This window comes from Micromonospora sp. L32, assembly GCF_052068055.1.
Taxonomy (GTDB): Bacteria; Actinomycetota; Actinomycetes; order Mycobacteriales; family Micromonosporaceae; genus Micromonospora; species Micromonospora purpureochromogenes.
The window spans coordinates 335,031-356,839 of record NZ_JBQHDD010000003.1 but is presented as its reverse complement, the minus strand read 5'-3'; the positions used below and the strand labels follow the sequence as shown (position 1 = coordinate 356,839).

Genomic DNA, 21,809 nt, shown 5'->3' with positions numbered 1-21,809 from the left:
AGCCGCGGTGCCGCGCGCGGGCGGACGACGCCCGCCCGGACCGGGGGCAGAATGACCGGCATGCGCCTGCGGGAACACTCCGGCAGCCGTCGCCAGGAGGCGGCGGCCGACCTGGCGCTGGCCGTGGTCCTGCTGCTGCTCGGCCTGCTCGCCACCGGCCCGGCCGGCCGCAACCAGCCCGGTGCCACGCCGGTCGACGCCGGCTGCCTGGCCCTGGTCACGGTCGCCACCCTCGCGCTGACCGGGCGCCGCCTCGCCCCCCGCGCCACCCTCGCCGTGGTCACCGTCGCCGTCTCCGCCTACCTGGTGCTCGGCTACCCGTACGGGCCGGTGCTGCTGAGCTTCCTGGTCGCCGTCTACACGGTGGCGGTCCGGCTGCCGATCCGGCCGGCCGCCGTCGCCGGGGCGGCGGGGCTCGCGGTGATCCTGGTGCACGTCTTCTGGTCCCGGGGCGCCTCGCCCGGCCTGCCCGGGGTGCTGCCCGGATCGGCCTGGGTCGTCGTACCGTTCGCGCTGGGAGTGGCGGTGCGGACCAACCGGGAGACCGTCACCCGGGCCCGGGCCGAGCAGGCCCGCCGGCAGGCCGACGAGGAGCGGCTGCGCATCGCCCAGGAGGTGCACGACGTGGTGGGGCACGGGCTCGCGGCGATCAGCATGCAGGCCGACATCGCGCTGCACCTGATGCCCAAGCGGCCCGAGCAGGCCGAGGCGGCGCTGACCGCGATCAGCCGGACCAGCCGGGAGGCCCTGGACGAGCTTCGGGTCACCCTCGGTGCGGTCCGGCGGGGCACCGAGCGGGGGCCGGTGCCGGGGCTGGCCCGGCTCGACGCCCTGCGGGAGCGGTTGGCCGGGGCGGGCCTCGCCGTCGACCTGCGGGTGACCGGCGAGCCACGGCCGCTGCCCGCCGCGGTGGACCTGGCCGCCTACCGGGTGGTGCAGGAGGCGCTGACCAACGTGCTGCGGCACGCCCGGGTCGCCGCCGCGCGGGTGCGGGTCGACTACGGCCGGGAGGAACTGGTGGTGGAGGTGACCGACCGGGGCGTGGGCGCGCCCGGCGCGGCGGGGCACGGGCTGGCCGGGATGCGGGAACGGGTCACCGCGCTGGGCGGCTCGCTGACCGCCGGCCCCGGCCCCGACGGCGGCTTCCGGGTGTCCGCCCGGCTGCCGGTGGAGGCGCGGCGGTGATCCGGGTGGTGGTCGCCGACGACCAGGACCTCGTCCGGATCGGGCTGCGCGCGCTGATCGAGAGCGAGGACGACCTCACCCTGGCCGGCGAGGCCGCCGACGGGCTGCGGGCGGTGGAGCTGGCCCGCCAGGTACGCCCCGACGTGGTGCTGATGGACGTCCGGATGCCCGGTGTCGACGGCATCGAGGCCACCCGCCGGATCGTCGCCGACCCGGAGCTGGCCGGTACCCGGGTGATCGTGCTGACCACCTTCGAGCTGGACGAGTACGTCTTCGACGCGCTGCGGCACGGGGCGAGCGGCTTCCTGACCAAGGACACCCGGCCGGCCGAGCTGCTGCGGGCGGTGCGCCTCGTCGCCGAGGGGGAGGCGCTGCTCTCGCCGTCGGTGACCCGGCGGGTGGTGCGGGAGTTCGCCACCCGGCCGGCCCGGGTGCCCCGCCCGCACCCCCGGCTGGACACCCTCACCGAGCGGGAGCGGGAGGTGGTGGGGCTGGTCGGCGAGGGGCTGAGCAACGCCGAGATCGCCGACCGGCTGGTGGTGAGCCCGGCCACCGCGCGTACCCACGTCAGCCGGGCGATGGTCAAGCTGGCCGCCCGGGACCGGGCCCAGCTGGTGGTCTTCGCGTACCAGTCGGGGCTGGTCAGCTCGTGATCGTCTGGCTGAACGGGGCGTTCGTGGTCGACAACCATGGCCGGTCCCCGGCGGAGGTGGCCGCGGACATCCGCACCCGGCTGGGCCTGCGCCGCTGATCCCCGGGACGGCGGGGTGCGCCGGGCGGCGCCCTGCCCTCGCTCGGAGGGGGCGGAGGGCCTCGCAGACGCTGTCGAGCTGATGACGTAGACGATTCAGCCGTCGCCGTGCGGGCCGGCCCGGGTGGCGGGACCGGGCGGGTCCGGCGGCTGGGCCGGGCTGGTACGCGGGTGCGGGCGGCGGGCTACCCTAGCGGTGGCCGGCCGCTGTACACCGGCCGGGTAGTGCCCGCCGTAACACCGACAAACGGGATGTTCGCGTGTTTGACACCTTGAGTGACCGCCTGTCCGGGATCTTCACCAAGCTCCGCGGCAAGGGTCGGCTCACCGACGCCGACATCGACGCCACCGCGCGCGAGATCCGCATGGCGTTGCTGGAGGCGGACGTCGCGCTGCCCGTGGTCAAGGGCTTCATCGCCAACCTCAAGGAGCGGGCCCGCGGCGCGGAGGTCTCCGAGGCGCTCAACCCGGCGCAGCAGATCGTCAAGATCGTCAACGAGGAGCTGATCAACGTCCTCGGCGGCGAGGGGCGGCGGCTCCAGTTCGCCAAGCAGGCGCCGACCGTGATCATGCTGGCCGGCCTGCAGGGCTCCGGTAAGACCACCCTCGCCGGCAAGCTGGCCCGCTGGCTCAAGGCCCAGGGTCACCAGCCGCTGCTGGTCGCCGCCGACCTCCAGCGCCCCAACGCCGTCGGGCAGCTCCAGGTGCTCGGTGGCCGCGCCGGCGTCGAGGTGTACGCCCCGGAGCCCGGGAACGGCACCGGCGACCCGGTGCAGGTCGCGCGTGCCTCGATCGAGCACGCCCGGCGGGCCGCCCGGGACATCGTCATCGTCGACACCGCCGGCCGCCTCGGCATCGACGCCGAGATGATGCAGCAGGCCGCCGACATCCGCGACGCGGTCGACCCGGACGAGGTCATCTTCGTCATCGACGCGATGGTCGGTCAGGACGCGGTCCGCACCGCCGAGGCGTTCCGCGACGGCGTCGGGATCACCGGCGTGGTGCTGTCGAAGCTCGACGGCGACGCCCGCGGTGGCGCCGCGCTCTCCGTCCGGGAGGTCACCGGGCAGCCGATCCTCTTCGCCTCCACCGGCGAGAAGCTGGAGGACTTCGACGTCTTCCACCCCGACCGGATGGCCAGCCGGATCCTTGGCATGGGCGACGTCCTCACTCTGATCGAGCAGGCCGAGCAGGCCTTCGACTCCGATCAGAAGGAGAAGATGACCGCCAAGCTGATGGGCGGCGAGCAGTTCACCCTGGAGGACTTCCTCGACCAGCTCATCGCGGTCCGCCGGATGGGCCCGATCGCCAACGTGCTGGCCATGATGCCCGGCATGGGGCAGATGAAGGACCAGCTCGCCGAGCTGGACGACAAGCACTTCGACCGGGTCACCGCGATCATCCGGTCGATGACCCCGGCCGAGCGCACCACCCCGAAGATCATCAACGGCTCCCGCCGGGCCCGCATCGCGGCCGGTTCGGGTGTCACGGTGATGGACGTCAACCAGCTGCTCAACCGCTTCGCCGACGCGCAGAAGATGATGAAGCAGATGGGCGGCATGATGGGCCTGCCCGGCGCGGGCCGGCGCAAGGCGACCAAGTCGCCGAAGAACAAGCGCAAGGGCACCAAGGGCGGCGGTCGGCCGCGTACCGGGGCGGGCGCCGGGCTGCCGGGCGGCTTCCCGGGCGGCATGCCGCAGCTCCCGCCGGGGCTGGACCCGGGTGACCTGGCCGGCGGTCAGGGCCTGCCGCCGGGCTTCAAGCTCCCGAAGATCGACTTCAACAAGCTCGGCAAGGGCGACAACCGCCCCCGTTGACGCGTGGCGGTGGCGGTGGTCGACGAGATCAACGCTCAGGGTGGTGCCGACCTGCCGGAGCTCACCGTGCGCGTGCGGGACTCCTTGCGCGAGGCGGAGTAACCGCACCGGACCGACCTGCTCAGCGGTGGCCGGCTCCCGCCACCTGCGGCAGTCGTGGGGCCCGGCCGGAGTACGGCCGGGCCCCACGCCACCCTCCTGGTCAGGACACCAGGTCCGGGCGGTTCGTCACCCGCAGCGCGTTGAGGATCGGCTGGCCGTAGCCCTTGTGCGTCACGAACCGCACGTTGAGCTGGCCGTCGGTCACCCGCACGGTGTACGACCTGGTGAGTGCGGCGAAACTGCCGACCTCACCGGCCACGTCGAGCGACGGCAGCACCTCCTGGCCTTCGAGCAGCACGTCGAAGACCCGCTTGTCGGGGGCCTGCCTGCGTACCTCGGCGAAGTCCAGTTCGACGGTGTAGACGCCGTCACTGAGCCCGTCGACGCGGTACTCGTACATCCCCTCCCGCAGGTCGGCGAAGCGGGCCGGATCATTGGTCCCGGTGATCGGGCTGCTGGTCGACTGCCGGTTGGAGTTGCCCAGATATCCCGCGCCGCCGGCGGCCCAGGGCTGGTCGGGCGACCACGTCTGGCCCTCCACGTCGGTCCGTCCCGCCTGCGCTCCCGCGTTGATCGCCAGGGCGTAGCTCGGCACCACCAGGGTGACCGGGATGACCAGGACGGGCTGGCGGCCGCTGGCCGAGGCGACCCGCACCTTGGCCTTGTGGTAGGTCCCCGGTGACAGGCCGGCGGTGCTGACCGCCACGCCGACGGTGTGTCGGCTGCCGCTGGCCAGCGTGCCGCTGGTGCCGGAGAGGCTCAGCCAGCCGATGTCCTGCGGCACTCCGTCGGCGTTGAGCTCGGTGACCGTGAACTCGGTACCGAGCGCCCCGGTGTTGCTCAGGCCGATCTCCCGGGCCCGGGTCTGCGCCGCCGGCGCGACGACGGCCAGCTCGCTGACCGGGGTGCCGACCCGGGCGGTGCGCAGCGCCGCCGAGCGGACGTCCGCCCCACCGGCCGCCACCGCGACCGCAGCGTTGGCGCTCTCGTAGTGCTCCTTCTCGACGCTGAGCTCGATTGCGCCGGCCGGGGCCTGGATCAGGTACGAGCCGTCGGCCTCCGTGGTCTCCGTGGCGGTCGCCCCGCCCACCCGGGCGGTCACCGTGGCACCGACCACCGGTTGCCCGTCGTTGCCGTCGGTGACCACACCGGTCAGCACGCCGTTGCGGGTGGTGCGGAACGCGATCGCGGTACCGTCGGCGAGCGCCGCGGTGTTGTACGAGTACTCGAAGCCGACGGTGCCGTCGACGTTCTCCAGTCCGATCGTCGCGCCGGTGCCGGTTTCCGGGCCGGTGCCGGCGATGTCCCGGTACCGGTAGGTGATCGAGCCGTCCTCGCCGATGGCCGCGCTGAAGGTCAGTCGCGTCGAGCGGTCGCTGAAGATGGAGACGTTGCGCCACTCCACCACGAAGGAGCGGTGCGGCCTGACCCCGGTGACGGCGGTGTAAATGCCCGAGTCGGCCTCCACGTAGAGGTCGTCCCAGAACGGGAAGAGCGCGAGGTCCGGGTTGGTGGTGTTCGGCAGGGCGGTGTTGGCGCGGCTGGTCGACGAGGTGCCGAAGCCGAGCACGCCGTTGGTGCTCACCCAGGCGTCCCGGTACGACCTGCCGTAGAGCGGCACCCGGAAGGGCAGCGTGACGGCGCTGGTCCGGTCGTCCCCGGTCAACGGCATCAGCTCCGTGCCGCTGACGAAGGAACCGCCGGCCGCGCCGCAGGCGTAACCGAAGGCGTCCACCCGGTCGGGCATGCCGACGTCCAGGACGGTGTCCGCGTTGACCGTCGCCGGACGGGTCACCACGTCGGCGCAGCGGTAGGCGTGGGCGAAGCGGACGTCGTACTGACCGTGCGGCACCCTCACCTGGTAGCGACCCTGCTCGTCTGCGGTCGCGGACAGCGGGGTGCCGAGGATGGTGACGCGCGCGCCGCCGGCCGGACCGGCCGAGGTGGTCACCGTGCCGCTGAGCGTGGCCGACGGGGCCTGCTCGACGGTGATGTCCGCCTCGACGGACTGGTTCTCGGTGACCGTCACCGACCTCGTCGCCGTCAGGTAGCCGAACTTGCTGACCGAGATGTTGTAGTCGCCGACCATCAACCGGTCGAACCCGTACGACCCGTCGGCGGCGGTGGTGGTGGTCCGGCCCATCGGGCCGGCGACCGTCACGCTGGCCCCGGCCAGCGCGTTCCCGCCCGAGGTCACCTGACCGCCGAGCGCGCCGAGCGCGCCCCGAGGGGTGGCGTTGACCGCTGCGTACGCGTCGAGCCGACCCTCGCCGAAGACGTTGTTGTCGTCCACCGTCCCACCGCAGGTGAGGGCGTTGACGTCGATGGCGGTGTCGTCCAGGATGCGCCTGGTCTCGGTGATGTCTCCCTGGATGGCTGGCGAGGCCGACCACATCAGCGCCACAGTCGCCGCGGTGTGCGGCGAGGCCATGGAGGTACCGCTGAAGGACGCGTAGCCGCCTCGCACGGACGAGCGGACGTTGGCGCCCGGCGCGGCGATGTTCGGCTTGATGTCGCCGTTCTCGCCGGTGCCCCGGCTGGAGAAGCTTGCGATCGCGTTGTTCACGTCGAACGCGCCGGAGCTGTAGCTGATGGTGTACGACCCGGGGCTGCCGGAGGTGTTGCAGCTCGGGCCGCTGTTGCCGTTGGAGAAGGCCGGGAAGATGCCGGCGGCCAGCCACGACGAGACGGTCTCGGTGTACCACGGGTCGTAGACGCTGGAGCCCCAGGAGTTGTTCACGACGTCGGGGGCGAGATCGGGGCGGGGGTTCGCACCGGTGAGGTCGGTGGGGGCGACGATCCACTGGCCGGCGGCGAGCAGCGATGCCCGCGAGCAGCTGGTGGTCTCGCAGCCCTTGGCGGCGATCCACTTCGCCCCTGGGGCCACGCCGATCACGTTCGCGCCGTCCGCGCCGACCATCGTGCCCATGGTGTGTGTGCCGTGGTCGTTGTTGTCGCACGGTGCCGCGGTGGGGCAGACGCCGGCCGGGTCGAACCAGTTGTAGTTGTGGTTGGTCGTTCCATCACCGTTGCGGCCCCGGTAGCTCGCCGCAACGGCCGGGTGGGTGGCGTCCACCCCGCTGTCGATGTTTGCCACCACGATGCCCTCACCGCGTACGCCCAGCTCGTTCCACACCCGGGGGGCGCCGATGCGGTCGATGTTCCACTCCACCGCGTCGGTGCTGGGGACGACCTCGCCGGGCAGTGGTTCGGGGATGTGTACCGGGTCGTCCGCGAGGATCTCGGCGACGTCGGAGCGTACGGCGATGTCGCCGAGCAGGTCGGCGTCACCGGTCACCTTGATCGTGTTGGCCAGCCAGAAGGGGGTGAAGTCGGCGCCCCGCGTGGCGAGCATCGAGCGCAGGCCGGCCTGGCTGCGGTTGGCGTGCTCGGTCTTGATCCGGTAGACGTGCGCGGCCTTGTCGGCCTTGTGGCGGAGTTTGGCCGCGCCGGAGAGGTTGGCCTTGCTGTCCAGGAAGACCCAGAAACTTGACTTGCCGTCCTTGGCCAGCTGGCTGGTGACCTTCTTGTCGACCTTCGCGGCCACCGCCTCGGCTTCGGCCTTTTCGGGGGTCTGATCGGGGCGGGCGGCGGCGGGTGGTGCGCCGGCGCCGATCGGGAGGAGGAGGCCGGCCGCCAGGCCGGCCGCTGCCGTACGCCATCGTCGTGATGCCACTGTCTCGACGCTCCTTTGTGAGGCGAAACTGTGCGAGCCCTGAGGTGCGGGCGCTTTCGCAGCATCCTGGCGACGAAGGATCTTTTCATCAAGGCATGCTTAAATAAATAAATCTGTCAATCAACTGTTCGTCTCTTAGCGTGCTCTCCCGGCTACCGTGCGGAATCGGGGCTGTTGGGTGACCCGGACTCGGGAAGACGGGAAGGTTGATCGCGGCACCACTTCTGACGTCGAGACGGAGGACGGATGCCCTGGCGGGTCCGCGGCGTGGCCGCCGGACGACGAGGTTCGGGATCTGTGGCCGGTCGGCGACCGGGTCACCTTCGAACCGGTGCCCCGACGCGGAGGCCGTCGTGGACGACGGGTTGGTGCTGCCCGGCCTGGTCGATGCGCGCTGCCACAGCGGCATCGCTCCCGGCGGCGCCCCGATCAGCTCGCACGACGAGGCCCGCGAGCTGGCCCGTACCGATCGGGACGCGGGGGTGCTCGCCATCCGGGACGCCGGCTGGCTGTTCCCGTACCCGGAACTCGACGACGAACCGGATCTGCCGCGACTGGCCCGTGCCGGGCGGCAGGTCGCCCCGCCGCAGGTTTACCTGCGCGACATCGGCGTGGAGGTCGGCGCGGCGGAGGTGGCCGCGACGGTGATGGCGCAGGCCGCCGGCAACGGCTGGGTGGAGGTGGTCGGCGGCTTGCGCCTGCTCAACCGCTCTGCCGACGCGCAGAAGATGATGAAGCAGACGGGGGCGTTACTGGGACCTGCCCGGGTGGTGGCCGGCGCAAGGCGAGCACGTCGCCGAAGAACAAGCGTGAGGGCACGAAGGGTGGCGGCCGGCCTCCGTCGCCGGCACCCGGGGTCCGTCGGGTCGGCCGGGCGGCGGCCGCTACCGCCACCCGGCCCCGGGTCACCGGCCCCGCGACCGCTTCGGTGGACGCTGACCCAGGATGCTCTCCCGCCGCGCCTCCTTGTGCTCGGCGCGGCGCCGCTGCCGCGGTGTCAGCTGCGGCCGGCCACTCTGCCGCAGGTAGTTGGGCACCCGTCGGTCGTTCGGAATCGGCATGCTCATCGCGCGACCTCCTTGTCGGGGTGGACGGCGAGGGGGATGTCCCGCAGCGCGGGCACCTCCTGCCGTTGCGGCTCCCGGGTCAGGGTCGCGGTGAGCCGCTCCGAGCTGACCTCCAGGTACGGCGGCGCGTCGCCCCCGGCGTGCTCCGCCACGGCGATGGCGACCGGCGCGCGGCACTGCCGGTCCGGGCGCACCTGGATGGTCTGCCCCGGCTGGACCAGGTACGAGGACCGGTTGACCTTGCCGCCGTCGACGGTGAAGGTGTTGTGGGCGACGAGATCCCGCGCCGCGTCGACCGAGGGCGCGAAACCGGCCCGGTGCACCAGCGCGTCGATCCGCTGTTCCAACTGCCCGACCAGGTTCTCCGTCGCGTCGCCCGGCTGCCGGCCGGCCGTCACCACCGCGCGGGCCAGCTGCCGCATGCGCAGCTCGTACGCCGACCGGACCTGCCGCTGGTCGTTGTCGGTCAGATGGAACCCGCGCGGGGCGCGCCGCGGCCCGCCGCGGACGCCGACCGGGTGCCGCTGGCGGCGCAGCAGGTAGCCGTACGCCGGGTGCAGCGGGACCTCGTCGGTGGGCGAGGGACGTACCGTCGTCCGGACAGCCATGTTTCCTCCCTGACCTCTCGGGGTCCGACCACCGTCCACCGGCACCGGGTGAGGCCGCCCCACCCCATCCGGGTGAGCCTGCCGGGGTGACTGCCGGGGCGGCTCCGGCCCGGCGCGGCACGGCGGGGGGTGATCGGGTAGGACTGTGCACATGGCTCTGCATGTGCGCGGTGTGCTCCTGCCGGACGACGAGGTCCGGGATCTCTGGATGGTCGGCGACCGGGTCACCTTCGAACCGGTGCCCGGCGCCGAGACCGTGGTGGACGGCGGGTACGTGCTGCCCGGACTGGTCGACGCGCACTGCCACATCGGTATCGCCCGGGGCGGTTCCCCGATCACCTCGCTCGACCAGGCCCGCGAGCTGGCCCGGATCGACCGGGACGCCGGGGTGCTCGCCATCCGGGACGCCGGCTCGCCGTACCCGTACCCGGAACTCGACGACGAGCCGGACCTGCCGCGCCTGGCCCGCGCCGGGCGGCACGTCGCCCCGCCGAAGCGCTACCTGCGCGACATCGGGGTGGAGGTCGGCGCGGCGGAGGTGGCCGCGACGGTGGCGGCCCAGGCCGCCGCCGGCAACGGCTGGGTCAAGCTGGTCGGCGACTGGATCGACCGGGGCGTCGGCGACCTGGCGCCGTCCTGGGACGCCGACACGATGACCGCGGCCGTCGCGGCCGCGCACGCCGCCGGGGCCCGGGCCGCGGTGCACACCTTCTCCGAGTCGGCCGTGGAGATCATGGTGCGCGCCGGGGTGGACTCGGTGGAGCACGGCACCGGCCTGAGCCTCGACCTGATCGACCTGATGGCCCGGCAGGGCACCGCGCTGATCCCCACGATGATCAACATTCGGACCTTCGGCGGCATCGCCGACCAGGCCCGGGCCAGGTTCCCCGGGTACGCCGACCACATGCTCACCCTGCGCGACCGCTTCCCCGAGGTGGTCCGGGCGGCGTACGAGGCCGGCGTGCCGATCTACGTCGGCACCGACGCCGGCGGCGGCATCGACCACGGGCTGGCCGCCGAGGAGATGCTGCTCCTGCACGAGCAGGCCGGCATGTCCGCCACGGACGTCCTCGCCGCCGCCTCCTGGGGCGCCCGCGCCTGGCTCGGCTTCCCCGGCCTGGTCGAGGGCGGCCTCGCCGACCTCACCGTCTACCCCGAGGACCCCCGCCGCGACCTCCGCGTGGTCCGCACCCCCTCCCGCACCATCCTCCGCGGCCACCCCCTCCCCTAACCCCCCCCGGGGCTCCGCCCCGCGCCCCGCGAGCGCCCCCAACCCGCCCCGCCCGGCCGTGCACTTTCCCGGAAAGCGTGGCCATTTCGGGCCGCTTAGCCACTCTTTCCGGGAAAGTGCACGCCGATCTGGGGTGGGGTGGGGGAGGGGGATCCGGGTCAGGGGGTTGCGGCCGTGAGGAAGAGGTGGAGGGCGAGGTCGGCCAGGGAGGAGGCGGTCTGGTCGATGGGGGTGCGGGGCAGGACGATGTGGCTGACCACGAGGCGGACGACGGTGTCGGCGGCGAAGGCCAGGGCTGCCGGATCGGCGGCGGGCAGGTGGTCGCCCGCCCAGTCCAGCAGGGCGCCGGAGGCCTCGGTGAGCACCAGTTCGGCGCGGGTGGTCAGGTACGGCAGCAGCGCGTCCGAGCCGCCCCGGGCGCTGGTCAGGATCGCCTTGATCAGCGGGTTGCCGGCCGCCTCGGTCAGCGTGTGCCAGATGGCCGCGTACGCGCCGGCCCGCACGTCGGCGCCGTGCTCGCGCAGGGCCGCGCGGACGTCGGCGACGAACCGGTCCACCTCGCGTCGGGCGAGCGCCTCGGCCAGCCCCGCCTTGCTGCCGAACTCGTTGTAGACGGTCTGCCGGCTCACCCCGGCCGCGGCCGCCACCCCACCCATCCGCACCCCGTCCCAGCCGGACGCGACGGTCTGCGCGCGAGCGGCGTCGACGATCGTGTCGCGGAGCCGCTGCCGGGCGGAATCCCTCAGCTCAACCATGGTGGTCGAAGTCTACGATCGCCCGGCGGACCCCGTGTCCGCGCGACCGACCCGGCCCGGCGCCGCCGGCCGTCCGGGGACGCGGACGCGGCGCGCCGCCTCCCGGGCGCAGCGGCGGGGCGGACGCCGCCTAGGATGTGCGGTCATGGCACGCGTGCTCACTCCCCGTGCGGAGGACTTTCCCCGCTGGTACCAGGACCTGATCGCCAAGGCGAAGCTGGCCGACAACGGCCCGGTCCGCGGCACCATGGTCATCCGACCGGCCGGCTACGCCATCTGGGAGCGGATGCAGGCCGAGATGGACGCCCGGATCAAGGCGGCCGGCGCGGAGAACGCGTATTTCCCGCTCTTCATCCCGGAGAGCTACCTGAAGCGCGAGGCCGAGCACGTCGAGGGCTTCTCGCCGGAGCTCGCCGTCGTCACCCACGGTGGTGGCAAGCAGCTCGCCGAGCCGGTGGTGGTGCGCCCCACCAGCGAGACGGTGATCGGCGAGTTCATGGCCAAGTGGATCGACTCGTACCGGGACCTGCCGCTGCTGCTCAACCAGTGGGCGAACGTGGTCCGCTGGGAGCTGCGCCCGCGGATCTTCCTGCGGACCAGCGAGTTCCTCTGGCAGGAGGGGCACACGGCGCACGCCACCCGCGAGGATGCCCGCGCCTACGCGCGGCGGATCCTGCACGAGGCGTACGAGGACCTGATGGTCAACGTGCTCGGCATCCCGGTGGTGGTCGGTCTGAAGACCGCCCGTGAGCGCTTCGCCGGCGCGACCGCCACGTACACCTGCGAAGGCATGATGGGCGACGGCAAGGCCCTGCAGCTCGGCACCAGCCACGAGCTGGGGCAGAACTTCGCCAAGGCCTTCGACATCAGCTACTCCTCCGCCGAGGGCGGCCGCGAGCACGCTTGGACGACCTCCTGGGGCACCTCGACCCGGATGCTCGGCGGCCTGATCATGGCCCACGGCGACGACAACGGCCTGCGGGTGCCGCCGAAGCTGGCGCCGATCCAGGCGTACGTGATGATCGTCAAGGACGGCGAGGGCGTCGCCGAGGCGGCAGCCAAGCTCCGTGACGGCCTGCGGGACGCCGGCGTCCGGGTCGCGCTCGACGACCGCACCGACACCGCCTTCGGCCGCCGGGCCGTCGACGCCGAGCTGCGCGGCTACCCGGTACGCGTCGAGGTCGGCCCCCGCGACCTGGCCGCCGGCAACGCGGTCGTGGTCCGGCGTACGGACGGCTCGAAGGCCCCCACCCCGGTGGCGGACGTGGTCGGCGCGGTGCTGGCCGCCCTGGAGGCCGACCAGCGGGTGCTGCACGACCAGGCCCTCGCCCACCGCGAGTCCCGCACCGTCGAGGTGTCGACGCTGGCCGAGGCGATCGAGGCGGCGGCCACCGGCTGGGCCAAGGTGCCGTGGTCGGCGGTCGGCGTGGCGGGTGAGGCCGAGGCGAACGGTCAGGGCGTCACCGTGCGCTGCCTGCTCCGCGCCGACGGCTCGGTGCCCGACTCGGAGGACGAGTCGGACCTGGTCGCCATCCTCGCCCGCGCCTACTGACGTGCGCCCCGGCGCTCCCGCCGACCGGTTCGCGCCGGGTCGTCTGATCATGCACCGCAACGTGCGGCACGGCCGGATCGGCTGGGTCCGGCCGGGCCGGGTGGTCAGCGACGACGAGCGCGGACTGCTGATCTGGATCGCCCGGGACACCCCGGTCGCCCACGAGGTCACCGAGGCCGGCCTGGGGATGCGGGCGATGCCCTTCGCCGAGTGGATCTCCTCGTCGTACCGGCTGGCGCGCGGCCGGTGGAGCGGCCCGCCGCTGCTGAAGTTCCTGCCCACCGGGGCGGCCCACTCGGTCTGGTGGTTCTCCGACGCGCGGGGCCGGTTCGCCAACTGGTACGTCAACCTGGAGGAGCCGGGCGTCCGCTGGGACGACGGCCAGGTCGCCGGGGTCGACGTGGTGGACCAGGACCTCGACGTGGTGGTGTACCCGGACCACAGCTGGCGGTGGAAGGACGAGGAGGAGTTCGCCGAGCGGCTCGCCTTCGGCGACGACTACTGGGTGGCCGACGAGGCGGCGGTACGGGCCGAGGGGGAGCGGGTGATCGCCCAGGCCGAGGCGGGGGTCTTCCCCTTCGACGGCACCTGGTGCGACTTCGTCCCGCCGCCGGACTGGGACGTACCCGACGAACTGCCGCCCGGCTGGGACCGTCCGCCGGTCCGCTGACCGTGTTCCGCGTCACCGCCACGCCGCGTCGGGTGACATGTCCGGGTCCGGTGTGAGAGATCGGCGACGGATCTGGCAGAATGGGTCGCTGGTATCCGGCGCGCGTCCGGCGCCCTCTAACCCGGGCGTGTCGCCAGTCCACCGAGCTGTCTCCGGCCCAAACCCCACTGTGCCGGTCGGCGCTCACCCGTGCACCGCCCGTACCGGGCCGGTGAGATCGCAACAGGAGCGAAACAACTGTGGCCGTAAAGATCCGGCTCCTGCGGATGGGCAAGATCCGCAACCCGCAGTACCGCATCGTCATCGCCGACTCGCGCACCAAGCGCGACGGTCGCGCGATCGAGTTCGTCGGCGTGTACCAGCCGAAGGAAGACCCTTCGGTGATCGAGGTCAAGTCGGACCGGGTCCAGTACTGGCTCTCCGTCGGCGCGCAGCCGAGCGAGGCGGTGCAGCGTCTGCTGGAGCTGACCGGTGACTGGCAGAAGTTCAAGGGCCTGCCGGCCCCGCCGCCGCTGAAGGTCGCCCCCGAGCGTGCCGACCGCAAGGCGGCGTACGAGGCCGAGGCGAAGGCCGCCGCCGGCCTGGCTCCGGAGACCCCGGCCAAGCCGGCCAAGAAGGCCGCCAAGGCCGAGGCGCCGAAGACCGAGGCTCCGGCCGAGGCGCCGAAGACCGAGGCTCCGGCCGAGGCCCCGGCTGCTGCTGCCGACGCCGGTGAGCAGGCCTGACATGCCGCTGCGTCCCGCGCTGGAGCACCTGGTCAAGGGCATCGTGGACCACCCGGACGACGTGCGCGTCCGGATGGTCGACTCCCGTCGGGGCAAGCGGCTCGAGGTCCGCGTGCACCCCGAGGACCTCGGCACCGTGATCGGGCGGTCCGGCCGGACCGCCAAGGCACTGCGCCAGGTGATCGGCTCCATCGGTGGACGCGGAGTACGCGTCGACATCGTCGACTCGTACTGATGCTGCTCATCGTCGGCAGGATCGGCAAACCGCACGGCATCCGCGGTGAGGTCACCGTGGAGGTGCGGACCGACGAGCCCGAAGCGCGTTTCGCCCCCGGCACGGTTCTTCGGACCGAGCCGGGGGCGACCGCCCCGGCCAACCCCGCCCCCGGCCCCGGAGTGCCCTTCACGGTCCCGGCCGAGCTGACCATCGAGGCGGCCCGCTGGCACCAGGGCCGGATGCTGGTCGCCTTCGAGGGCATTCTCGACCGCGAGGTCGCCGAGGCGCTGCGCGGCACCCTGCTCGGCGTGGACAGCGCCGACGTCGCGCCGCCGGAGGACCCCGAGGAGTTCCACGACCATCAGCTGGTCGGTCTCGCCGTGGTCACCCCGGGCGGCGAGCACCTGGGCGAGGTGGCCCGGATCGACCACGCCCCCGCCTCGGACCTGCTGGTCCTGCGTCGCCCCGAGGGGCGTACCGCGCTGATCCCCTTCGTCCAGGCGATCGTCCCCGAGGTCGATCTCGCCGGCGGTCGCGTCGTGGTCGACCCGCCGGCCGGTCTGCTCGACCTCTGAGACCGGAGCCACCCCCATGCGTGTCGACGTCGTGTCGATCTTCCCGGAGTACTTCGCCCCGCTGGACCTGTCGCTGATCGGCCGGGCCCGGGAGAACGGGACGCTGCGGCTGGCCGTACACGATCTGCGGAGCTGGACCCACGACGTGCACCGCACGGTCGACGACACGCCCTACGGCGGCGGCCCGGGCATGGTCATGCGGCCGGAGCCCTGGGGCGAGGCGCTCGACGCCCTCGCCCCCGACGAGCTCAGCCCCGACGGGCACACCCTGCCCCGGCTCCTGGTGCCGTCGCCGGCCGGCGTCCGGTTCACCCAGGCCATGGCCCACGAACTGGCCGCCGAGTCGCACCTGCTCTTCGCCTGCGGCCGGTACGAGGGCATCGACCAGCGGGTGCTGGAGCACGCCGCCACCCGGATGCGGGTCACCGAGGTCTCCCTCGGCGACTACGTGCTCTTCGGCGGCGAGGTGGCGGTGCTGGTGATCCTGGAGGCGGTCACCCGACTGCTGCCCGGGGTGCTCGGCAACGCCGGCTCGCTGGACGAGGAGTCGCACGCGCACGGGCTGCTGGAGGCCCCGATGTACACCAAGCCGGCGACCTGGCGCGGGCACGAGGTGCCGGAGGTGCTCCGCTCCGGCGACCACGGGCGGATCGCCCGGTGGCGGCGCGACGAGGCGCTGGCCCGCACCGCCGCCCGGCGGCCCGACATGATCGCCGCGCTGCCTCCGGAGAGCCTCGACAAACGGGACGTCGCCGCGTTGGACCGGGCCGGATTTCAGCTGCCGCCGGGGGATGTGGCAAAGTAGGGGGGTTGCCGCATCCACCCGCGCCCGCGGGCGGCTGCGAGGATCCTCGACCGGGGTCGGCCCGCCGACCACCACCCGGGGATCAGAATCACCCATCCGCGCACCGAGTGACGGTGCGCCGTGAGCCTCACGAGGACGCAGCGATGAACATCCTGGACGCCCTTGACGCCCAGTCGAAGCGGACCGACCTCCCCGATTTCCGTGCCGGTGACACCGTCAAGGTGCACGCGCGGGTCGTCGAGGGCAACCGGTCCCGTGTCCAGATCTTCCAGGGCGTCGTCATCCGTCGCCAGGGTGACGGTCTGCGCGAGACCTTCTCGGTCCGCAAGGTCAGCTTCGGGGTCGGCGTGGAGCGGACGTACCCGCTCAACGGCCCGGGCATCGACCGGATCGAGGTCGTGACCCGCGGTGACGTGCGTCGCGCCAAGCTCTACTACCTGCGCGAGCTGCGCGGCAAGAAGGCCAAGATCAAGGAGAAGCGGGAGAAGCAGCCCAGCTGACTTCCCGCTCGCCACGCCGCCTGAGCTGCGCGGGTGTCGTATCGACCAGATCCCATTACCCTGGTCGTACGGGCGCAGCGGGGCAGCGACGCCGCGACGCTGGTCACGGCGTGCGAATGTCCACTACCGCCCGTGGGGCCTCGACGAGGCTCCCGGGCGGTAGTGTCGTTTCTGCGGACCGGGGAGTGGCGTGGTGCAGGTGCTTGACGAGGACGGCACAGTCGATCCGTGGCGCCGGCGGACCCGGCGCACCCGTCGGCAGATGCCGCTCTGGCAGGAACTCCCGCTGCTGCTGGTCGTCGCCTTCTGTCTGGCCGTGCTGATCCGCACCTTCCTGCTCCAGGCCTTCTTCATCCCCTCCGGCTCGATGGAGGACACCCTCCTCATCGGCGACCGGGTGCTGGTCAACAAGGTCGTCTACGACGTACGCGACCCGGTGCGCGGCGAGGTCGTGGTCTTCCGGGGCACCGACCGGTGGGTCCCGCAGGAGGTCCAGGAGCCCGAGCCCGGCTTCGCCGACAAGGTCGGGCGGACGTTCGGCGACCTGGTCGGGGTCAGCCGCCCGGGCGAGAAGGACTTCATCAAGCGGGTCATCGGCGTACCCGGCGACCGGGTGAAGTGCTGTGACGACCAGGGGCGCGTACTGGTCAACGGCACCCCCCTGGACGAGCCGTACGTGATCCGCAACTCGCCGCTGGACGTGCCGCCCAACGCCCGCGAGTGCCGGTCCCGGCGCTTCGAGGAGGTGGTCGTGCCGCCCGGCCAGATCTTCGTGATGGGCGACCATCGACTGGTCTCGCAGGACGCCCGCTGCCAGGGCCCGGTGCCGATCGACAACGTGGTCGGCCGGGCGTTCATGGTGGTCTGGCCGTCCCAGCGGTGGACCTCGCTGCCGGTGCCGGCGACCTTCGACGGGCTCTCCCGGCCGGCCGCCGCTCCGGCCGCCCCGCCGCCGGCCGAACCGACTCCGGTGGGCGGTGTCGCTCTCGTCCTCCCGGCGGTGACCCTGATGTCCGTTGTCGCGCGTTCCGGACGATCGGCCCGCACCCGGGGACGTAGGCTCCACCCGTGATTGACGAGCAGACCGACAAGCCCCGCAGTTCCTTCTGGAAGGAACTGCCCATCCTCCTGGGCGTGGCGATCCTGGTGGCGGTGCTGGTCCGCTACTTCGTGTTGCAGACCTTCTTCATCCCGTCCCCGTCGATGGAGAACACCCTCCAGATCGACGATCGGGTGCTGGTCAACAAGTTGGTCTACGACTTCCGGTCACCGCACCGCGGCGAGGTCGTCGTCTTCAAGGCGCCGACCGAGTGGAGCGGCAACCCCGACGGCGAGGACTTCATCAAGCGGGTGATCGGCGTCGGCGGCGATCACGTGGTCTGCTGCGACGACGACAAGCTGGTGATCAACGGCAAGCCGCTCTACGAGCCGTACATCTTCTCCGCCAACGGCGAGCGGGACAAGCCGGCCGACCAGGAGTTCGACATCACCGTGCCGGAAGGGCGACTCTGGGTGATGGGCGACCACCGCTCCGCCTCTGGGGACTCACTGGAGCACTGGCAGCAGTCCGGTCGGAACATCGACAGCGCCACCATCCCCGAGGACCAGGTCGTCGGGCGGGCCTTCACCGTGTTCTGGCCGGTGGACCGGGCCACCTGGCTCACCGTACCCGAGCAGTTCGACGCCATCCCCAACCCGTAGCGGGCCCGCGGCCGGCCCCCGGGCGTGGCAGTTCGTCACCGGCGTCTGGCAGGCTGGGGCGGTGACCGTCTACACCCCTCGCCGCGCGGCCCGGGTGCTGCTCGTCGACGCGGGCGGCCGGGTGCTGCTCTTCAGCGGCTGGGACCCGTCCCGTCCCGAGCACCGGTACTGGTTCACCCCCGGCGGCGGGCTCGACCCGGGGGAGACGCCCGCCCAGGCCGCCGCCCGGGAGTTGGCCGAGGAGACCGGGCTGCGGCTGGACCAGGGCGAGCTGGGCGCGCCGGTCTGGTCCGAGACGGTCGAGTTCCCCTTCGACGGCGTCTGGTACCGGCAGGAGCAGGAGTTCTTCCTGGTCCGGGTGGCGGGCTGGGAGGTGGACACCACGGGCTTCACCGACATCGAGCGGGCCAGCGTCTCGGGGCACCGCTGGTGGTCGGTCGACGAACTGACCGCGACCGGCGACCGCTACTACCCGGAGGACCTGCCCGCCGTGCTGACCCGGGCCCTGACCGACCCGAGCGGGGGCGTGCCGTGCTGACGCCCCCGCGCACGGTGGTGCGCCGCGAAGGTGGGCTCTACGCCCTGGAACGGGCCCTGCAACGGCGCGGCTTCCGGCACGTCGCCGGCGCCGACGAGGCCGGCCGGGGCGCCTGCGCCGGGCCGCTGGTCGCCGCCGCCGCGGTGCTGCCCGAGGGGCGGCGCGGTGAGATCGACGGGCTGGCCGACTCCAAGCTGCTCACCCCGGCCAGCCGGGAGCGGGTGTACGAGGAGGTCGTCGCCCGCGCCCTGGCGTACGCGGTGGTGATCATCCCGGCCGAGGAGGTCGACGCCCGGGGCCTGCACGTGTGCAACCTCGCGGCGATGCGCCGGGCGCTGGCGTCGCTGACCACCCGACCGGAGTACGTGCTGACCGACGGCTTCGGCGTGGACGGGCTGGACGTCCCGGGGCTGGCGGTGTGGAAGGGCGACCGGGTGGCGGCCTGCGTGGCGGCGGCCAGCGTGCTGGCCAAGGTCACCCGGGACCGGCTGATGGTGGAGCTGGACGGGCAGTACCCGGGCTACGGCTTCGCCGAGCACAAGGGGTACATCACACCCGAGCACAGCGAGGCGCTGCGCGAGCGCGGCCCCTGCGTGGAGCACCGATTCTCGTACGTCAACGTGGCCACCGTCTCCGGCCGCGCCGGCCGTCCGCCGCGGTCCCGACGCCCCGTCGTCGGGCCCGCGTCCGAGCCGATGGAGCGCTTCGACGCGTCAGGGGGTACCGTCGGCGTGGCGTTGGGCGAGCAGCCTCGGCCTCCGGCGCCGGTGGGGGAAGATGTGGTCATGGAAGGCGGAGTGCGATGAGCGCGGAAGATCTCGAGAAGTACGAGACCGAGATGGAGCTGCAGCTCTACCGGGAGTACCGCGACATTGTCCGCCAGTTCTCCTACGTGGTGGAGACGGAACGCCGCTTCTACCTCGCCAACCAGGTCGACCTGCACGTGCGCAACTCGGACGGCGAGGTCTACTTCGAGGTCGAGATGCACGACGCCTGGGTGTGGGACATGTACCGCCCTGCCCGCTTCGTGAAGAACGTCCGGGTTATGACCTTCAAGGACGTCAACGTCGAGGAGCTGGAGAAGCCCGACATCTCCCTCCCCGCCGACTCCGGCTTCGGCGGCTGACGCACCGCTCTTCCCACCGGCATCCCCCACCCGCCGGCCCGCGCGACCTCTTCCCCCGACCTGCCGCCTGCCTCCTGGCGTGAACATTCCGGCCTGCCGGCCGGATTGCGCCCGCCACTCTGCCCGCGTCGCCCACGGCACTGACGCGCCGGGGCACCGCCTCGCTGGTCAGTCCGCGAGGACCGCGACCTCGACCCGCTGGACCAGGTTGTTGGCGAACCCGCCCCGGTTCCACGGCTGCTCGACCGGCTGGGTCCGCCCCGACGCGTCGGTGGCCCGGGCGCCGAGGACGTACCGGCCCGGCTGCGGCGACCACTCGTACCGCCAGCGCCGCCAGGACCAGTCCCCGCCGCGCGGCGGGTCCACGATGGCCGCCGCCCAGGTCGCCCCGCCGTCGGTGGTCACCTCCACCGAGGTGATCGGCGCGTGCCCGGACCAGGCCCGACCGTCCACGGTGCACGGCCCGGGACGCAGCACCCGGGTGCGGGTCATGAAGTCCGGGAACCCCGGCGGGCGGACCAGGGCACGCGGCTCGATCCGGGTCACCGGCTCGCCAGGGTCGTCGGCGTCCCGGCGCAGCCGGTAGGCCACCGCGTTCTGGTAGCCGTCGAACTCCTCGGTCAGCACGGTGATGCCGCGCAGCCACTTCACGTGTGCCATGCCGTACCAGCCGGGCACGATCAGCCGCAGCGGCGCGCCGTGCTGCGGCAGCAGGGGAGCGCCGTTCATCTCGTACGCCAGCAGCACCTCCTCCCGCAGCGCGTCGGCGACCGGGAGGGCCCGCTGGTAGTCCTGCTCGACACCGCGCTCGACGCCGTGGTCGGCCCCGGTGAAGACGACGTCGACGGCCTCGGGCGCGATGCCGGCCTCACGCAGCAGCGGCGCGAGCGGCGTGCCGGTCCACTCGGCGTTGCCGACCGCCTCCACCAGCCAGGGCTGGCTCACCGGACGCGGGTGCAGCAGCGCCCGGCCGTTGCCGGCGCACTCCAGCGTCACCTGCCGGGTCACCCGGGGGCGCGAGCGCAGCTCGTCCAGCCCGAGGATGAGCGGCAGGCGTACCGCGCCGTCGACGGTCAGCGCGTGGCCGGCCGGGTCGACGTCCGGGATGTCGTAGTGGATCAGCAGATAGTGCAGGCCGGCCGGGGTGACGTCGTAGCGCAACGCCTCCAGCGGGATGCCGTGGTTGCGGGCGGCCAGTTGCAGCTCCTCGGCGCTGATCGCCTCGTCCGGCCCGGCCAGCCGGGAGGGGCGGCTCACATCGTCCACGCTGGTCACGGCGGCCTCCCCGGTATCTCCCTCGGCGCGTGGGCCCAGCCTAGTCGCCGCGCCGCTCCACCGGTCCGGTGCCGGCGCGGCTCGCGGCCGCGTCCCACGCGCCCACCGGTCGGGTGCCGGCGCGGCCGGCTCCGCCCCCGTCGCCTAGCAGATCGACTCCATTGGTGAGCGTTGTCCACAGGGCGGCCCCTCGTCCACAGCGGACGCGCTGTCCGGGTCGGCCGGTGGTCGATGCGGGCATGCTGCGGACATGCGGAGCGCAGTGCGGGCGGTGACGGTGTGGTGGGCGGTCCTGCTGGTCCTCGGCCCGCCGGGCGCCCTCGCCGCGGCGGCCCCCGGATCGGGGGCGGACCGGGCGGGCGGCACCCGGCCCGTCGCCCCGCCGGCCGCCACGGCCACCCGTGCCGCGGGGCCCGTCCCGTCCGGACCAACGGTCGACCGCCGACCGCCCGCGAAAGTCGCGGCGGCGCCGGCCACCCTCGGCGCGCCGGCCGGTGCGCCGGCCTTCCGGTGGCCGCTCGACGGCACGCCCCGCCCGGTGCGGCGCTTCGACCCGCCGCCCCGACCGTGGCTGCCCGGTCATCGCGGGGTCGACCTGGCCGGCGCCGCGGGGGCGACCGTGCGCGCGGCCGGCGCCGGAACGGTGCTCTTCGCGGGCGTGGTCGCCGGCCGGCCGGTGGTCACGGTGGGGCACGCGGCGGGCCTGCGGACCACCTACGAGCCGGTCCGACCCGAGGTACGCCTCGGCGACCCGGTCCGGCCCGGCGCGCCCCTCGGCGTGCTGCTGGCCGGGCACCCCGGCTGTCCCACCCCGGCCTGCCTGCACTGGGGGCTGCGGCGCGGTGCGGACTACCTCGACCCGCTGGCCCTGCTCGGGCTCGGGCCGGTCCGGCTGCTCCCGGTGCGCGACCCGAGCGGCCCGCTCACCGAGCG

General features: G+C 73.3%; 21 protein-coding genes and 2 pseudogenes. 18 read left to right on the top strand and 5 right to left on the bottom strand.

Translation table 11 applies throughout. The annotated features are described in order from the left end of the window. Positions 1-60 precede the first annotated feature (60 nt). From ACTMTB_RS10520 to ffh, 3 genes are all read left to right on the top strand, one after another. On the top strand, positions 61-1,185 hold the full coding sequence (locus tag ACTMTB_RS10520) for a sensor histidine kinase (protein ID WP_441144522.1): 1,125 nt from the start codon (positions 61-63) through the stop codon (positions 1,183-1,185). Further along, on the top strand, positions 1,182-1,838 hold the full coding sequence (locus ACTMTB_RS10515; RefSeq protein WP_441144520.1) for a response regulator transcription factor: 657 nt from the start codon (positions 1,182-1,184) through the stop codon (positions 1,836-1,838). Before ACTMTB_RS10520 ends, ACTMTB_RS10515 begins: the two co-directional genes overlap by 4 nt. A 358-nt stretch (positions 1,839-2,196) precedes the next feature. After that, positions 2,197-3,753 (top strand): signal recognition particle protein, encoded by a 1,557-nt coding sequence (ffh, locus tag ACTMTB_RS10510; protein ID WP_441144519.1) that lies wholly within the window; start codon positions 2,197-2,199, stop codon positions 3,751-3,753. A 202-nt stretch (positions 3,754-3,955) separates the two neighbouring features. Here the strand turns inward: ffh and ACTMTB_RS10505 are convergent, their stop codons facing one another. After that, a complete protein-coding gene (locus ACTMTB_RS10505; RefSeq protein ID WP_441144517.1) occupies positions 3,956-7,531 on the bottom strand; it encodes a S8 family serine peptidase in 3,576 nt (1,191 codons plus the stop codon). Positions 7,532-7,777: 246 nt separating this feature from the next. Here ACTMTB_RS10505 and ACTMTB_RS10500 point away from each other — a divergent pair. Then, positions 7,778-8,220 (top strand): annotated as a pseudogene (locus ACTMTB_RS10500) (amidohydrolase family protein); the annotation flags it as partial. Positions 8,221-8,436: 216 nt separating this feature from the next. Here the strand turns inward: ACTMTB_RS10500 and ACTMTB_RS10495 are convergent. Together ACTMTB_RS10495 and rpsD are read right to left on the bottom strand one after the other, a co-directional pair. Continuing rightward, positions 8,437-8,598 carry a hypothetical protein gene (locus ACTMTB_RS10495; RefSeq protein ID WP_350795382.1) on the bottom strand — a complete coding sequence of 54 codons (162 nt, stop codon included), beginning with the start codon at positions 8,596-8,598 and terminating at the stop codon, positions 8,437-8,439. Beyond that, positions 8,595-9,206, bottom strand: a complete 612-nt coding sequence (rpsD, locus tag ACTMTB_RS10490) for a 30S ribosomal protein S4 (protein WP_441144514.1) — start codon at positions 9,204-9,206, stop codon at positions 8,595-8,597. Before rpsD ends, ACTMTB_RS10495 begins: the two co-directional genes overlap by 4 nt. A 151-nt stretch (positions 9,207-9,357) precedes the next feature. Between rpsD and ACTMTB_RS10485 the strand changes: the two genes are divergently transcribed. After that, entirely contained in the window at positions 9,358-10,437 is a 1,080-nt protein-coding gene (locus tag ACTMTB_RS10485; RefSeq protein WP_441144512.1) for an amidohydrolase family protein, read from the top strand. A gap of 158 nt (positions 10,438-10,595) precedes the next feature. Here ACTMTB_RS10485 and ACTMTB_RS10480 read toward each other — a convergent pair whose 3' ends face one another. Continuing rightward, positions 10,596-11,192, bottom strand: a complete 597-nt coding sequence (locus tag ACTMTB_RS10480; protein WP_441144511.1) for a TetR family transcriptional regulator — start codon at positions 11,190-11,192, stop codon at positions 10,596-10,598. Between the two features lie 145 nt (positions 11,193-11,337). On the opposite strand from ACTMTB_RS10480, the gene proS reads away from it, so the two are divergent. The 12 genes from proS (at position 11,338) to ACTMTB_RS10420 (ending at position 19,601) form a co-directional block, all read left to right on the top strand. Next, complete coding sequence (gene proS, locus ACTMTB_RS10475; protein ID WP_334568819.1) at positions 11,338-12,744, top strand: proline--tRNA ligase; 1,407 nt, start codon at positions 11,338-11,340, stop codon at positions 12,742-12,744. A gap of 49 nt (positions 12,745-12,793) precedes the next feature. Then, positions 12,794-13,414 carry a DUF402 domain-containing protein gene (locus tag ACTMTB_RS10470; protein ID WP_441144509.1) on the top strand — a complete coding sequence of 207 codons (621 nt, stop codon included), beginning with the start codon at positions 12,794-12,796 and terminating at the stop codon, positions 13,412-13,414. Positions 13,415-13,653: 239 nt separating this feature from the next. Next, positions 13,654-14,139: a 30S ribosomal protein S16 gene (rpsP, locus tag ACTMTB_RS10465; RefSeq protein ID WP_350795386.1), complete on the top strand. Its 486-nt coding sequence runs from the start codon at positions 13,654-13,656 to the stop codon at positions 14,137-14,139. After that, a complete protein-coding gene (locus tag ACTMTB_RS10460) occupies positions 14,114-14,374 on the top strand; it encodes an RNA-binding protein (RefSeq protein WP_172862164.1) in 261 nt (86 codons plus the stop codon). The genes rpsP and ACTMTB_RS10460 overlap by 26 nt, the downstream gene beginning before the upstream one ends. A 2-nt stretch (positions 14,375-14,376) precedes the next feature. Further along, positions 14,377-14,931 (top strand): ribosome maturation factor RimM, encoded by a 555-nt coding sequence (gene rimM, locus ACTMTB_RS10455; RefSeq protein ID WP_441145002.1) that lies wholly within the window; start codon positions 14,377-14,379, stop codon positions 14,929-14,931. 16 nt (positions 14,932-14,947) lie between these two features. After that, complete coding sequence (gene trmD / locus ACTMTB_RS10450) at positions 14,948-15,736, top strand: tRNA (guanosine(37)-N1)-methyltransferase TrmD (protein WP_441144506.1); 789 nt, start codon at positions 14,948-14,950, stop codon at positions 15,734-15,736. A 143-nt stretch (positions 15,737-15,879) separates the two neighbouring features. Then, the gene (gene rplS / locus ACTMTB_RS10445; RefSeq protein WP_030335223.1) at positions 15,880-16,236 is read left to right on the top strand and encodes a 50S ribosomal protein L19; all 357 of its coding nucleotides are present in this window, start codon (positions 15,880-15,882) and stop codon (positions 16,234-16,236) included. A 190-nt stretch (positions 16,237-16,426) separates the two neighbouring features. Continuing rightward, complete coding sequence (lepB, locus tag ACTMTB_RS10440; protein WP_441144504.1) at positions 16,427-17,308, top strand: signal peptidase I; 882 nt, start codon at positions 16,427-16,429, stop codon at positions 17,306-17,308. Then, entirely contained in the window at positions 17,305-17,937 is a 633-nt protein-coding gene (gene lepB / locus ACTMTB_RS10435) for a signal peptidase I (protein ID WP_154943462.1), read from the top strand. The genes lepB (ACTMTB_RS10440) and lepB (ACTMTB_RS10435) overlap by 4 nt, the downstream gene beginning before the upstream one ends. A gap of 61 nt (positions 17,938-17,998) precedes the next feature. After that, positions 17,999-18,475: an NUDIX hydrolase gene (locus tag ACTMTB_RS10430; RefSeq protein WP_441144501.1), complete on the top strand. Its 477-nt coding sequence runs from the start codon at positions 17,999-18,001 to the stop codon at positions 18,473-18,475. After that, a complete protein-coding gene (locus ACTMTB_RS10425; protein WP_441144499.1) occupies positions 18,469-19,281 on the top strand; it encodes a ribonuclease HII in 813 nt (270 codons plus the stop codon). Before ACTMTB_RS10430 ends, ACTMTB_RS10425 begins: the two co-directional genes overlap by 7 nt. Next, positions 19,278-19,601: a DUF2469 domain-containing protein gene (locus ACTMTB_RS10420; protein ID WP_007075222.1), complete on the top strand. Its 324-nt coding sequence runs from the start codon at positions 19,278-19,280 to the stop codon at positions 19,599-19,601. Before ACTMTB_RS10425 ends, ACTMTB_RS10420 begins: the two co-directional genes overlap by 4 nt. Positions 19,602-19,769: 168 nt before the next feature. Here ACTMTB_RS10420 and ACTMTB_RS10415 read toward each other — a convergent pair whose 3' ends face one another. Beyond that, on the bottom strand, positions 19,770-20,876 hold the full coding sequence (locus tag ACTMTB_RS10415; protein ID WP_441144493.1) for a sulfite oxidase: 1,107 nt from the start codon (positions 20,874-20,876) through the stop codon (positions 19,770-19,772). A gap of 250 nt (positions 20,877-21,126) precedes the next feature. On the opposite strand from ACTMTB_RS10415, the pseudogene ACTMTB_RS10410 reads away from it, so the two are divergent. Continuing rightward, positions 21,127-21,780, top strand: a pseudogene (locus ACTMTB_RS10410) (murein hydrolase activator EnvC family protein); the annotation flags it as partial. Positions 21,781-21,809: the final 29 nt, after the last annotated feature.

Excerpts from the sequence above, each read along its gene's own strand:
- ACTMTB_RS10520 (WP_441144522.1), top strand. The coding sequence starts at position 61 with ATGCGCCTGCGGGAACACTCCGGCAGCCGTCGCCAGGAGGCGGCGGCC.
- ACTMTB_RS10495 (WP_350795382.1), bottom strand. The coding sequence starts at position 8,598 with ATGAGCATGCCGATTCCGAACGACCGACGGGTGCCCAACTACCTGCGG.
- rpsD (WP_441144514.1), bottom strand. The coding sequence starts at position 9,206 with ATGGCTGTCCGGACGACGGTACGTCCCTCGCCCACCGACGAGGTCCCG.
- ACTMTB_RS10485 (WP_441144512.1), top strand. The coding sequence starts at position 9,358 with ATGGCTCTGCATGTGCGCGGTGTGCTCCTGCCGGACGACGAGGTCCGG.
- ACTMTB_RS10480 (WP_441144511.1), bottom strand. The coding sequence starts at position 11,192 with ATGGTTGAGCTGAGGGATTCCGCCCGGCAGCGGCTCCGCGACACGATC.
- proS (WP_334568819.1), top strand. The coding sequence starts at position 11,338 with ATGGCACGCGTGCTCACTCCCCGTGCGGAGGACTTTCCCCGCTGGTAC.
- ACTMTB_RS10470 (WP_441144509.1), top strand. The coding sequence starts at position 12,794 with ATGCACCGCAACGTGCGGCACGGCCGGATCGGCTGGGTCCGGCCGGGC.
- trmD (WP_441144506.1), top strand. The coding sequence starts at position 14,948 with ATGCGTGTCGACGTCGTGTCGATCTTCCCGGAGTACTTCGCCCCGCTG.
- rplS (WP_030335223.1), top strand. The coding sequence starts at position 15,880 with ATGAACATCCTGGACGCCCTTGACGCCCAGTCGAAGCGGACCGACCTC.
- ACTMTB_RS10420 (WP_007075222.1), top strand. The coding sequence starts at position 19,278 with ATGAGCGCGGAAGATCTCGAGAAGTACGAGACCGAGATGGAGCTGCAG.